14 protein-coding genes are annotated in these 12,035 nt (G+C 46.0%); 4 read left to right on the top strand and 10 right to left on the bottom strand.

Annotated elements, in window-relative coordinates:
- Window positions 1-202 precede the first annotated feature (202 nt).
- From ACE41H_RS17860 to ACE41H_RS17830, 7 genes are all read right to left on the bottom strand, one after another.
- Window positions 203-3,253 carry an ATP-binding protein gene (locus tag ACE41H_RS17860; protein ID WP_375356869.1) on the bottom strand — a complete coding sequence of 1,017 codons (3,051 nt, stop codon included), beginning with the start codon at window positions 3,251-3,253 and terminating at the stop codon, window positions 203-205.
- Window positions 3,250-4,410 carry a response regulator gene (locus tag ACE41H_RS17855; RefSeq protein ID WP_375356868.1) on the bottom strand — a complete coding sequence of 387 codons (1,161 nt, stop codon included), beginning with the start codon at window positions 4,408-4,410 and terminating at the stop codon, window positions 3,250-3,252. The genes ACE41H_RS17860 and ACE41H_RS17855 overlap by 4 nt, the downstream gene beginning before the upstream one ends.
- 392 nt (window positions 4,411-4,802) lie before the next feature.
- Window positions 4,803-5,771: an ROK family protein gene (locus tag ACE41H_RS17850; RefSeq protein ID WP_375356867.1), complete on the bottom strand. Its 969-nt coding sequence runs from the start codon at window positions 5,769-5,771 to the stop codon at window positions 4,803-4,805.
- A complete protein-coding gene (locus ACE41H_RS17845) occupies window positions 5,764-5,997 on the bottom strand; it encodes a hypothetical protein (protein WP_375356866.1) in 234 nt (77 codons plus the stop codon). The genes ACE41H_RS17850 and ACE41H_RS17845 overlap by 8 nt, the downstream gene beginning before the upstream one ends.
- 27 nt (window positions 5,998-6,024) lie before the next feature.
- Complete coding sequence (locus ACE41H_RS17840) at window positions 6,025-6,165, bottom strand: hypothetical protein (RefSeq protein WP_375356864.1); 141 nt, start codon at window positions 6,163-6,165, stop codon at window positions 6,025-6,027.
- A gap of 206 nt (window positions 6,166-6,371) precedes the next feature.
- Window positions 6,372-6,674 (bottom strand): hypothetical protein, encoded by a 303-nt coding sequence (locus ACE41H_RS17835; RefSeq protein ID WP_375356862.1) that lies wholly within the window; start codon window positions 6,672-6,674, stop codon window positions 6,372-6,374.
- Entirely contained in the window at window positions 6,652-6,876 is a 225-nt protein-coding gene (locus tag ACE41H_RS17830; RefSeq protein WP_375356861.1) for an aspartyl-phosphate phosphatase Spo0E family protein, read from the bottom strand. Before ACE41H_RS17830 ends, ACE41H_RS17835 begins: the two co-directional genes overlap by 23 nt.
- 1,080 nt (window positions 6,877-7,956) lie before the next feature.
- On the opposite strand from ACE41H_RS17830, the gene ACE41H_RS17825 reads away from it, so the two are divergent.
- Window positions 7,957-8,382 (top strand): hypothetical protein, encoded by a 426-nt coding sequence (locus tag ACE41H_RS17825; protein ID WP_375356860.1) that lies wholly within the window; start codon window positions 7,957-7,959, stop codon window positions 8,380-8,382.
- Between the two features lie 97 nt (window positions 8,383-8,479).
- On the opposite strand, the gene ACE41H_RS17820 is transcribed toward ACE41H_RS17825, so the two are convergent.
- The 3 genes from ACE41H_RS17820 to ACE41H_RS17810 form a co-directional block, all read right to left on the bottom strand.
- A complete protein-coding gene (locus ACE41H_RS17820; protein WP_375356859.1) occupies window positions 8,480-9,106 on the bottom strand; it encodes a DUF3238 domain-containing protein in 627 nt (208 codons plus the stop codon).
- 406 nt (window positions 9,107-9,512) lie between these two features.
- Complete coding sequence (locus ACE41H_RS17815; RefSeq protein ID WP_375356858.1) at window positions 9,513-9,995, bottom strand: hypothetical protein; 483 nt, start codon at window positions 9,993-9,995, stop codon at window positions 9,513-9,515.
- A 357-nt stretch (window positions 9,996-10,352) separates the two neighbouring features.
- A complete protein-coding gene (locus tag ACE41H_RS17810) occupies window positions 10,353-10,532 on the bottom strand; it encodes a hypothetical protein (protein ID WP_375356857.1) in 180 nt (59 codons plus the stop codon).
- Between the two features lie 90 nt (window positions 10,533-10,622).
- Between ACE41H_RS17810 and ACE41H_RS17805 the strand changes: the two genes are divergently transcribed.
- From ACE41H_RS17805 to ACE41H_RS17795, 3 genes are all read left to right on the top strand, one after another.
- Window positions 10,623-11,045: a sigma-70 family RNA polymerase sigma factor gene (locus tag ACE41H_RS17805; RefSeq protein WP_375356856.1), complete on the top strand. Its 423-nt coding sequence runs from the start codon at window positions 10,623-10,625 to the stop codon at window positions 11,043-11,045.
- On the top strand, window positions 11,000-11,260 hold the full coding sequence (locus ACE41H_RS17800) for a hypothetical protein (RefSeq protein ID WP_375356855.1): 261 nt from the start codon (window positions 11,000-11,002) through the stop codon (window positions 11,258-11,260). The genes ACE41H_RS17805 and ACE41H_RS17800 overlap by 46 nt, the downstream gene beginning before the upstream one ends.
- A gap of 115 nt (window positions 11,261-11,375) precedes the next feature.
- Window positions 11,376-11,987, top strand: a complete 612-nt coding sequence (locus ACE41H_RS17795; protein ID WP_375356854.1) for a hypothetical protein — start codon at window positions 11,376-11,378, stop codon at window positions 11,985-11,987.
- The last annotated feature ends 48 nt before the right edge of the window (window positions 11,988-12,035 follow it).

The raw sequence follows: 12,035 nt of genomic DNA, 5'->3' as shown, positions 1-12,035 counted from the left end.
CCGTTAGCAAAATGTACAAACTCGAAGTTACACGAATAACATCCTCATTCAGCAGAAATTTTTCTTATAAAATACAAAAAAACAGGCCCCACCATCTAACGATGAGAGCCTGTCATGCTATATAGCTTATACTGCTTAACTCAAAGCCTCCCCAGAGAAACTAAGGACACCAGAGCAACCTCAGTATCAGAGAGCCTAGGCGTTAGAGCCGCGAATCAGGGATGCGGACGGTGACCTTCGTTCCATGTCCCGGCTCGCTCTCCAGCTCCAGCGAGACGCCATATTCATAGGTCAACCGCTTGTTGATGTTCAATAAGCCGACCCCTCGCGGCTCATCTGTCCCGTCTCGTTCGAGCAGGGCTTTCAATCGTTCCGGCGCAATCCCAACACCGTCGTCGGCCACGACAAATCGCCACTGCCCTTCCGACTCATTAGCTGTTAAAGTGACTGTGCCGCCCTCAAGACGGTCTCCGATGCCGTGCCGAATCGCATTCTCTACCAGCGGCTGCAGCAGAAGCGGCGGAATTCGCAGGTCAAATGCCGGCTCCGCGATATCGAATTCAAAACGAATACGATCTTTAAAGCGAGCTTGCTCGATGTTGACATACGTTCGGATAAGCTGAAATTCCTCTGCGAAGGCGATTCTCTCCTCCGTATTGCTGAACCGGAAGCTGCCGCGCAAGTAATCGGCCAGATCGACAATCATCTTCCGCGCGCGTTCCACATCCGTGTAGCTTGATGCTACGATACTATTCAACACATTGAACAGAAAATGCGGCTTGATCTGCGATTGCAGAAACGCCACCTCCAGATGGACCGCCCGGCTGAGTAACTCCTTCATGGCCAGCAGGCTGCCGATTCTTGCCTTGAGCTCCTCCAGATCAAATGGCTTCGCCAAGTAATCGTTCGCCCCTGCCTGGAAGGCTGCCACCTTGTCCTGCGGTTGAATAGCCGCCGTCACCATCAGTACAGGCAGCTCCAGCAGCGAGTATCGTTCGCGAATTTCCTGGCACACCTCATACCCCGACATGCCCGGCATCATCAGATCAAGAATGACAAGATCAATCTTGCCCGCCTGCTGGATCTGCTCCAGCGCCTCGTACCCATTCTTGACTGCGATCACGCGATAGTCGAGGACTTGAAGTGCGTCAATCAACACCCTCAGATTCTCGTACTGATCGTCGGCGATGAGCACGGTATGCTTGCCGTCGCGATTCGCATAATAAGGCGTAACGAAGGAATATTTCATTGGCTTGGGCGAGATCTCGGTACTAGGCGGGGGCAAGGCCGCTTCACTGCCCTGATCCACGGCGGGCAGCGTAATCGTAAATGTCGAGCCAACCCCGGGTATGGAAGAGACCGTAAGCGTACCCTGTTGCAGCTCTACCAATTGTTTGGCGATTGACAGACCTAATCCGAAGCCGTTTTGCTGAGCCCCGCCAAGTGATTTGAACGGTTCAAAGATAAGCGCAAGGTCTTGCGGTTCGATGCCTCTTCCTGAATCCTGCACCGCAATTTCGAGCTTGCCGCCTCGTTCCGTCCCCGTTACGATAATACTCCCGTTCTCGGTGTGCTTGATCGCATTATCCAGCAAATTACCGATGACTTGACTCAGCCGGTTCTCATCCGCCAGCACAGAAGGCAAATGCGAAGGGACAAGATTCACCAGTTGAATATGGCGTTCGGCAGCCAGGTAGGAATAGAAGCGTACCTGCATCTCCGCCACCGAACGAACATCGATCGGCGCCGGAGCGATCCGCAGCTCGCCCTGCCTCAGCTTGGACAAGTCCAGAATATCGTACACCAGCTGCGAAAGCCTCCTCGTTATGTTGGTCATCAACTGCAGCTTTTCCCGCTGCTCGGCAGTTGGCGGCTGAGCAGCATCATTCAGCATAGAGCGTGAAATATTCATGACGACATGAAGCGGCGTCTTGAACTCATGCGAGGTTCGCGCCAGAAAATCATCCTTTAATTTGTCCGCTTGCAGCAGTTGCCCTGACAGCTCTTCGATTTTGTGAAAAGCATTCGAGAACCGCAGCGACATCAGCAAGGCCAGCATCAGCAGCACAAGAAAAGGCTCGACTGGAGGAAGTCCATAGATCGGCATCCCGAAGTAGATGTTCATATTCTGCTTAAGCGCCGTTACATTCAGGGCCATTGCCGCCACGGCCAAATACCGGCTGCCCGCGACTTTATGGAGAGCCGCCAATACAAATACATACGTGGCGTACAGCAACGAGAAGGTGGCGTAGTACGTGGTCAATGGGCGAAACGGTCCTGTCGAGAGCTGGGTCGGGAACCCGACATTCAGCAGAACAAGCATGACACCGAAGATAAAGCTGCCTCGGACGAGCCATTTGAAGCAGTAGGGCCGGAAGGCGGTATGGACATAAAGGAAGAATCCAAAGCCAACACCAACCGCCGACACCGCCTGGATGCGAAAATACAGCCAGAACGGCAGCTCGCCAACCGCCCCGAACAATACCCTTTCTCCGCTGACGCTTGTGAATACAGCGATACACACGCACACCATGCCAAATACGGCAAGCGAACGATCATTTTTGCGCTGCGAAAATAATCCGATAAAGTATAACCCCATAATCAGAAAGGCCGTTAACGTGATCCAATCATGAGCCGTTGCCCGATCACGAAGCATAACAATTTGCTCGGCTTGGCCTAAGATTATAGACTCGATGACTCCGCTGCTTGCCTGAAACTCATAGTTGGCCACCTGAAGCAAAATCTCATTCCAGCCTGGATGCAGCATAAAGTAGCTAACATAAGGCTTGTTTAAGGCTGTATAATGCTGCTTCTCAGCCGGGTTTCCACTTGATCCGGCCTCTTGGCCGTTGACGATCAGACGATTGGATATGGGGATAGACGCCGTTTTCAACCCATACACCGTAGCTGCGTCTGCATCATCGATTTTGATGCGCAAGCGATAGGTCGCCGCGCCATTCACAGGCATAAGCTTTGACCATGATCCCGGTACCCGAATCATCACAGGCTTTAATTCCCCAGCAGCGTCAGCAGAGTCATCCCGATGAGTTAACAGCTTGTCCGGATACAGCTCCCACTCACCGTCCAGCGGGATGACGCCATCCTCTGCGAATTCCCAGGAAGTCAGATCCATTGCTCCGCTCACTGCGTGTGGCGCCTGCTTCTTATGTATGGAGAAATAAGTCAGCAAAATTCCGTAGGTTGCAATTAACATAAATAGCGTAATAAGCGCCGCTGCAGCTTTTTTTCTCATGGTGTTTGCCACTGCGTTTTGCCTTTCGTTTGCTGGATTAGCCGTGACGTCTCTTCCTCCAGCTCAGACCCCAACTGATGGCGCACCGCTTCTTCCAGCTGCAAGCCGACACGATACGCCTCATGACGATGGCCCATCTCCAAATGCAGCCAGATCAGCTCACGTCCATCCTGCTCTGAATCGGGAAGGATGGCCAGAATGCGCTGCAGACTATCCACTGCCAGCGCAGCCTGGTCCTGCCGGCGAAAATACATGTGCCATTTGCGAAGGGCACGGATATAACCCGTCGTAATCTCCATCTGCCTTGCTTCCGCCCATCTGAAGTCACAAGCCTCCATATACTCACCTTTATACATCAGGTTCATATGGTCGTATTGCCGCACATCCATCTCCTCTTTGCTCCACATGCTGCCCAGCCATGTGCCTATCCGTTCCTCAAATTCATGCACATCGCTGGACATCCCGTCCCATTCCGCCACAAAGCCCTGATCAGCCTTGTGTATACGGATCGGAACATGATTTTCCGCCAGGCTTCTCCTTAAATAGGACAGGCATGTGTACAAATACGTCTTCGCCTTGTTCAGATCATACCCCGGCCAGATCGCCTCAAGGATCGACGCAGTACTCGAGGATTTTCCTGCATAATGAATCAGATACGCGCAAAGCTCCTTTTCCTTCTTCGTTTTCCACGGCAACACCCTGTTCCCGTTACCCGGGAGCTGAATTTGGAATCCTCCCAAACATTGAATGGCAGGGAAAGGGCTCTCGTTCCGGCTAGCTTGAAATACAGCGTGAGATATAGATTGTGTAATACGGGCAACCGCGTTCTGCAATCTGTCCATCGTAAAGGGCTTCAGCAGATAGTCGATCGATTGAATTTCAAACGCTTCAACTGCGTATTCCGCATAAGCTGTTGTGAAAATGATCGGCATTTGCGGAATCATGCGCCTGATTGCTCTCGCCGCATCCATCCCGTTCATGCCCGGCATCTGATGATCCAGGAACACCGCATCGACAGGAGATTGGCCTAAGGCTTCAATCGCCTGAGCCGGATTAATATGCCTTCCAACAACCTGCACATTCCCTATCTGTCCGAGCAAAATTTCCAACAAATCCAGCGCATCTTCCTCATCATCAATAAGCATCACACGAATCATTTGGACTTGTCCCCTTAACACCTCGTTAGATAAACATCGTTAGCTTTCAATCTTCGCCAAATCAAGACCCGCATTGTTGATCTGACACATCAAACGGCCTGAAATGGTACTGCCACATCTCATTTCGAACCATCGATATTTCCGGCAGCTTATCGCCCCCACATGTGCCGTATATGGTCTTATATCGGGTGTCAGCATATATTTCTACATAAATAATAGGGAATACCCACTTCGCAGCATGAGCCCACATACAATTACAGCGTCCAAACACGCGAGGCAAGATAAAAAAGGTTAAATTGGATAAAAAAGTTACCCTTATGGGGACTTAACCGCTGTCGTAATAGTTCCGTTTTTTCAATACACTCATTTGCACGAAGGTTGTCGCGGGATTTTTAACGATATTCCCATAATTGCAGCGCCGCGCCGATCATGCCGCTGCCGTTGCCGCTTGCCGCCCTTACGATTGGCACGCCCTCCGCGAAGGAGGGCATCGCTCTCGTATAAGCCTCCTTTCGAATACGGGAAAGCAAAGGCTCGCCGATATCTGCCAAACCACCACCGATCACGATTAATTCAGGATTGTACAGATGCATTAAACCCGCAATTGCAGCGCCAAGTGCGCGGAACGCATCATCCATCACCTCAATGGCCGCCGTATCACCTGCCATCCAGCGTCGAACCACCTCACGAGTGTCCGGCGGCGAATCGGCTGTTTCTCCAAATGCAGCCATTCGTTCGTGATACCGGGCGGCAATGGATGTACCTGAAGCATACTGTTCCAAGCAGCCAATGCCCCCACAGATGCAGGGGATGCCCTTGAAGTCGACCGGCATATGTCCGATCTCTCCGGCACCGCCCCACTTCCCGCGGAGAATGACGCCGTTCGCCACGACCACCCCGCCGACACCCGTTCCGAGCGTCAGCCCGACCATATGCTTCACATTCCGGCCCGTCCCCAGCCGCGCTTCGGTGATGGCCATCACATTTACGTCATTGTCCACAATTACCGGCAGTCCGAATGCGCTGGTGATAATCTCCTTTAAGGGTGTACCTGTATAATTCGGAAGCAGCTCGGAGGCATAACGGATGATGCCGGAAGGCCACTCCACCTGTCCGGCCGTTCCGATGCCGATTCCGATGACCTCCGCTTCCGCCATGGCATGCCGCTGCCAGTGCAGTGCTTCTCCAGCAATTCGTTTGATATGCTCAATCAGCGGCATGTCGGTTGTCTGCGTCGGATAGCCAATCATATGAAGAATGGTTCCGTCACGGTCTATAACGCCAGCATGGATCTTCGTGCCGCCAATATCCAGCCCGATGGCGACCTCGGGCGGTTGCTTTTCCCGCCCGAGCCTAGCCATCCGGGAACATCTCCGTCTGAAGCCGAGCGTGAACCGCTGCGGTGAACCTTGCGGCGATCAGTTGGGGGCGCGTGATGGCGTTGCCGACCACAACATAGGTGGTGCCTGCTGACTCCACCGCAACTGCCATTTTCCGCATGGCATCACCGTCGTACAAAGACTCTCCTTCGAGTGCTTGGGCGGATACGATCAAGCCTCGATTTTGCAGAATAGATGTTGTGCTCACTGGCAAGTCTCCTCTCTAATTGGCATTCTATTTGACTGCACCCATCGTCATCCCCTTGACCAGATGCTTCTGTACGAACAGTCCGAAAATCAGCATCAGAAGAATTGAAAAAAAGATTTGATTGCGGATCGAAAAGCGGCTCGTTAGAGCGCCCAATAAGTTATTCACATTTCCTCTATTTCTTGGTGTTCATCCTATCGGAGACCGGAAGGGTAATGCTTGCTTACCTAACAATATATACGAACCTGCAACCTGTAAAGAATTTTACAGCAGCTTACCTGACAATATGTGCAGGAACCTGCATGCTGTAAAAAAATTTTGATGCAGGCCCTGTGATCACTCTCTTGCCGATAAAGTTGAGGAAGAGTAACATACTATTCTTCTTTCTCTTTGTCATCATGAAGCATCATCTCTAATACGGCATATACAAGCTGCATCCCATCCTGCATGCCCTGCCAATACAAATACTCATTTTCCAATGCTTGCTTGTAATGATGCTTATCCTCCCATTCCGAAAACTCAGGTTTATTCACAATATCCATATCCGAAAACAGCTTCTGAAATGCCACATACTCCTCCTCATGTAGTTTACTAATCTCAGGGTGGCGTATGATGCGGGCTGAAACATCATCAAGCCGATGTTGAATAACGCTTTCAAACCATGTCGGAAGCTTCAAAATTGATTCCTCCTTGCACATACTGTCTTTCTGTTTGTCCGAGTTTTGCATGATGCAGATGCATTATTAACTGATCAACCTTCTGACTTAATACCAGCAGCTCTTCATGCACAGACAAAGGGATAGATTGCTCCAGTAAAGCTTGGCCGAGTTCATTCATCCTGCGTCTTTCTTGCTCCATTTCTTCAAGTAAACGAATCATGATTTAGCCTCCTGCTCCCTTCTTTGGGCTACTCATAGCAATTGCACCTCAAATTTACTTGTTAGATTTAATACGAGAATCGGTTGCGTATGGCGATTACGCGACAGCCAATAATGTTTTGTCGCCGGGCGTTTTGTCCAATGCTTCATTAAATATGAACATCTCTTCTTACCCAAATTGTACGGGATGGCATTGCTTTTTTAGTGCGAATATCGAAGTAAGATGAAATTTTCGTACGTAAAGCAAAGGGAATGAAGCAAAAAGAATTTTTAGCCAGATTGCAGACCTTTGGGCTTGATATCAGTCCAACCAGTATCACGCTTGGAAGGACAGTACCGACTTGTTCAAGACTATGAGATCGTAATCATCGCCAAAGCCTTGGAAATTTCCGTTGGTGAATTGTTGGGCGAGCAACCTCAGTGAATGCCCTCGCTTCTACAGCCTAATCATTTCATGAACCACTCTGTCCACCGATCTTCACCATATCAACAACACCGTATATTGAAGATCAACTCACGGATTTACGTCCAAACCATTGTGACTGCGCCCGTGTACTCATCCATTTTCGGTGAGGTATGGTGGGATGTTCCGGCTTCGGATCATAGGAGACGATAACTTTGCCGGAAACGATTGCTAAGGCCATTGAGGAGGGCGGCTTTTAGCCAAGCATTGTTTGTTGCAAAATAAAAGTACTCTGTTTTGCGGCAATAGTTTATGCAGCGAAAAGCAACAGGTTTTATATGGAAGTTTTTACATGATAGGCTTTATAAAGATAAACAATTCTTATACAATATACCTTTATGAACGGATAGTGAACAAGAAAACGGCCAATGCCGTGCCGTTTAGGACTTTTATGAACCCGGAAATCCTTTGGACCACACCGGCAGTTTCTTCAACCGTACATGTTCTCCAAAGAACTGCTCCGATGATCTGGCTATCACCGAAATTGCACTTACGCCCTCCGGATGATTCAAACCAGTGCCCTGACTAAGTAAATTAGAGCCATGAAATTACTTTTTATGGTATTGAAACAATGTTATAATTACGTTATGTATTTAATTAAGAAGGGTGTGGAGACTCATGAAGCTGATCGGCCGTATAGTAGTAGGCATGGTATTTGGTGCAACAGCGTCAATTGTTGTTTCCTTTGTGGTTAATCTTCTCGGAGGAATGGTTGGATATACCAGCCTGAAATTTTTTTCTGCCATCATTCCCGCTGCCATAACATTTGCTGTTATTGGAGCAATAATAACAAAAAAGCATTTTTCCAACGTCTCCCTATGGATCACTAGTGTAATCATAGCTTGGATTTGCGTTTTTCTTATCAATACGGTAGGAACCGTAATCAGAAGCTACCTTGATTTTGGTAGCTGGATAACGGATCCACAATTCTTAATCCCTTATGCTTTACTCATGGCAACGATAATGCTGCCAGTCACAGGACCTCTAACAAGGTACTCCATTTATCTACTTAAGCGATTGTTACACCAGCTTAAAATTGCATAACGAATTGAGTTCGCCAGTTAATTTGAAAAAAACAAAGCCTCTAAAACCACATTATCATGGTCTTAGAGGCTCTATTTATTCTAGATAAACTGAACGTTTAAAGTATGTTCCTTTCTGCGTTAAACTTAACAACCGCACCACCAAGTAAATCTAGTGGCCCCTTACCATGTTCATATGGATCATAAAGATAAATATTTTGCCACGTGCCCCCGTCAACCCTTGCGTAAATTTCCATTGCAGGGAACTCATCGTGTCTGCCTTGAACTGTGATATTCCCTTTTTTAGTAATGTCAACATTAAAATCATAATCAATATAAGCAGCAACTGGTTGTACCTGAGGGTCTTTAATTCGAGAATAGAAGTTAAACATCATATAGTCTGAGTCTCTTCCTTTTGTAAGGGATGCTATAAGTTTGCATTTAATATCATCAACATTTGCATAGGCTGATTCATAATGATCTGGGGCGCCAGGAATATTTTTATAGACCAATCTCAATTGTGATTCTCCAACCCCTCTATAGATGGTTGACGCAGCACCTTCATTATGGAATGTTACCCTTACTTCCTGTTCAGTTCTAAATTCATTACCCGATAGCTTCTTTTTAAACGAACGATTATCACCATTAAGCCAAATTTCTGAGTTAATAGGATCTGGTTGTACAGGTGAGTAAATCCAAGCATCAGGAATGAAGTTTCTAACAACGACATCAATTTCTCTAGACATATTTATTACCTCCACTAATAAGTTTTGAAGGATTGATGGACATATAAATCACGGTACCAATGATTTCATCTCTAACGATCCTCACTTAATAGGGAAAAAAATTGAGAATAAATACAACTGTATGGTAAGAAAAAAATTCAAATCTTAAAATGTACCACTCTACAAGTTGTCCAACGGGCATCGAAGCGATCTGCAGATAATGCTTATGCCGGCTCTTAAGCGGCGTCCCATCCATTAACTAAACTCCCTCTTACCGATCCGGAAAACAACAACTGCGTGCCGACGGGAATCAGAACTGTTGCTCAACTATATCAACCGCTCCTGACATACAGAGTACCTTTTCCGGTCTTCAGGTGGATCGACCAATTTAAAAAGGGTAGCCGTTTCAGCCACCCTTTTTCCCATACTATTTTTCAGAATAAAGTTTATCGATTGAGGCTCTAAATGCTTCATAGTCGAAAGCATTGATCACCTTATAATTCTGCGAATTATTGTTCTTTCTGATTGAGATTGATTCACTATTATTAACCGTGAAGCTGATGACTTCAGAATCATCGCTCTTCTGTCTGATGTATACATCATAATAGTAAGGAGCGTCTGTTTTTTTATCTTTTTCATTCACTTTCTGAAGTTCAATACCCGAAAGTTGGTCTAATGTCGTTTGAACCCCTTCCTTATCCATTACATGCGCATTGATTTCCACTGATTCATTAGAAGGAGCGGTACGAGTACGGACGATCTGCAGATAAACATTATCTACATTCACCTGGTCAAGTACAGTTTTTTGGAATGTCGTATTCAGGGTCATGAAATAATAAATGGCATAGGCAACGGCTGCAACTACGATAACTGCAACCCCAGCAATTAAAGCACGATTCTGATTCTTCATAAGTCACTTCCTTGTCTAATTAGATTGCTGATCAGTAGATTAGTTACGGAGAGCCCTCGAAAAATCACCTCCGCAAGAAGAATCTTCGTTACTCACTAATCTTTTTAGAAATTATTCCTAATTTAATTGTACATAAAAAAGGAGTATATCCAACATTAAACAAATGTATTTGAGACAAAGAAAAAATATGTACCTTTAGATCAATTTCTCGGAATCAATCATTTCATCAGGCACCATATGGATGAGGTGTACAAAAGGAAAAGTTGTCAAAAGCCTAATGGACCGGCTATCCGGTGCATTAGGCTTTTTGACGTAGTGACATTTAGGGTGAATACAGAGTGCTAAAAATTCGTTTAACTATTCCTGTTCACTTTTACGCTGGACCGACTGAATAGCTTCGGCAAGTTGTTTTAATGAGGCATCCAGGTTATCCAACCGCTCTCCTATTGTATCTAGCACGTACCGTATCAAGATAAAGCAAAGCGTAACTGGAAATCCAACATTCGTGATCAGCGACACAATATCAACTACTTCCATATCATCCCCCCCTTCCACAAAAGCCACTATATTTAGGGAAATTTAAGAAGTAAAATCACAACTTAATAAGGAAAAAGCTAGCATAATAATATGAGAACATTTGTTCTTATGATTGTAAAAATATCACTGATTTTTCCCTGTTTATATATAGGAAACTTTCAGAAAGGGGATAAGAAAATGGAAGAAAATCACGAAATTTATGAACATTACAAGCGTGAGATTTATCGTATTGGTTGGCGAATTCAATACAGAGCAAAAAAGATACGAAATCAAGAGGACCCCATCTATGACAGTATTCCATCCTACATAAATTTCACGAATGCATCTGAGAATAAAATATGGATTCGGCAACTGTTAGATTCCCTTCCTCCCCAGGGTCAAACGATTATAGACCAGATATACATCCAAGGCCTCACAGAAGCTGAAGTAGCAAAAAATCTACAAATGAGCCAACAGGCGGTGAACAAATGGAAAAGAAAAATGATCCAACAATTATCCCAGATCGTGAACTAATAAGACTCATTGAAGCAGCCCAACATAAGGACACTGCGGCTATGATGAAGCTAATCGAGCTTTATCAAGAAGATATTATACGTGTCAGCAACTTCATTTATATGCCTACTGAGGACGCCATTTCGGCAATTACATTAGAGTTCCTAGAACTCATCCTTAATCAAGATGAAAATGTAGCGCTGAACAGTCACGAAGCCGAAAAAAACGAAATTTAAAAAAATCTTCTAAAACCGGTTGTTAATGATTCTCTTAAATTTCCCTTATATACGAGAAGCAAAAACGCGCGCGGCTCTCACAACAACAAAAATACTATATTTAGGAGGAAATAAGATGGCAGATACAGTTGAATATGCAAAAGTAGTAAGAATTCCGGTAGCTAATGCAGTGAAAGGGTTTAGCACAGACCTTAAACTACCATCATCTTTTAGTATCGATGCTGGCGGTTTCATTAACTTCCATGTTGGTTTTGGCGATTATGAATGTGGTATTTCAACAGCGAGCGGCCAATCCGGTTGGAGATGGTTTGCCAACAGCGGAGCAGTGAGTGGGACCGATGCTGGAGGTAATTTCGGGGAATTCAAAAATTCAGATAGCGTAAATATTAGACTTGAGTCGGCCGTACACTCTGGATCTGTGTATAAGGTGAAATTTTATGTAAACAATGTCCTCAAGCATACTTTTTCTCCTTCTTATACATCGTCTACAACCTTTACAGGTGGCCGGATAGTTCTTGGAGCAGCACAAGCTACCTATAACGTTGATGCAATACCGAATCCTCTTCCAGCGTGGAAAATTCTCCATGCTCAGGTCATGACATCAAATACCAAATACAAAAACACAAATGGTACATGGGTTACTGTGAATTCTAGTAATTCGGATCCCAAACCGGATCACACGCCTAAAAATCGTACAATGGATCGGCTACACTTAGTTGGACAATAAAAATAAGGGCTTGTAGAATAAACCTATCATGTTAAGGAGCGGATCTCT

Origin of the sequence: Paenibacillus enshidis (assembly GCF_042136365.1) — a bacterium.
GTDB classification, from domain to species: Bacteria; Bacillota; Bacilli; order Paenibacillales; family Paenibacillaceae; genus Paenibacillus; species Paenibacillus enshidis.
The sequence above is the reverse complement of the archived record's forward strand: the minus strand, read 5'-3'. Positions and strand labels throughout refer to the sequence as shown.

Bases quoted from the DNA above. Each gene is read 5' to 3' on its own strand.
- ACE41H_RS17860 (WP_375356869.1), bottom strand. From the start codon at position 3,253: ATGAGAAAAAAAGCTGCAGCGGCGCTTATTACGCTATTTATGTTAATT.
- ACE41H_RS17855 (WP_375356868.1), bottom strand. From the start codon at position 4,410: ATGATTCGTGTGATGCTTATTGATGATGAGGAAGATGCGCTGGATTTG.
- ACE41H_RS17850 (WP_375356867.1), bottom strand. From the start codon at position 5,771: ATGGCTAGGCTCGGGCGGGAAAAGCAACCGCCCGAGGTCGCCATCGGG.
- ACE41H_RS17830 (WP_375356861.1), bottom strand. From the start codon at position 6,876: ATGATTCGTTTACTTGAAGAAATGGAGCAAGAAAGACGCAGGATGAAT.
- ACE41H_RS17825 (WP_375356860.1), top strand. From the start codon at position 7,957: ATGAAGCTGATCGGCCGTATAGTAGTAGGCATGGTATTTGGTGCAACA.
- ACE41H_RS17820 (WP_375356859.1), bottom strand. From the start codon at position 9,106: ATGTCTAGAGAAATTGATGTCGTTGTTAGAAACTTCATTCCTGATGCT.
- ACE41H_RS17815 (WP_375356858.1), bottom strand. From the start codon at position 9,995: ATGAAGAATCAGAATCGTGCTTTAATTGCTGGGGTTGCAGTTATCGTA.
- ACE41H_RS17810 (WP_375356857.1), bottom strand. From the start codon at position 10,532: ATGGAAGTAGTTGATATTGTGTCGCTGATCACGAATGTTGGATTTCCA.
- ACE41H_RS17805 (WP_375356856.1), top strand. From the start codon at position 10,623: ATGAGAACATTTGTTCTTATGATTGTAAAAATATCACTGATTTTTCCC.
- ACE41H_RS17800 (WP_375356855.1), top strand. From the start codon at position 11,000: ATGGAAAAGAAAAATGATCCAACAATTATCCCAGATCGTGAACTAATA.
- ACE41H_RS17795 (WP_375356854.1), top strand. From the start codon at position 11,376: ATGGCAGATACAGTTGAATATGCAAAAGTAGTAAGAATTCCGGTAGCT.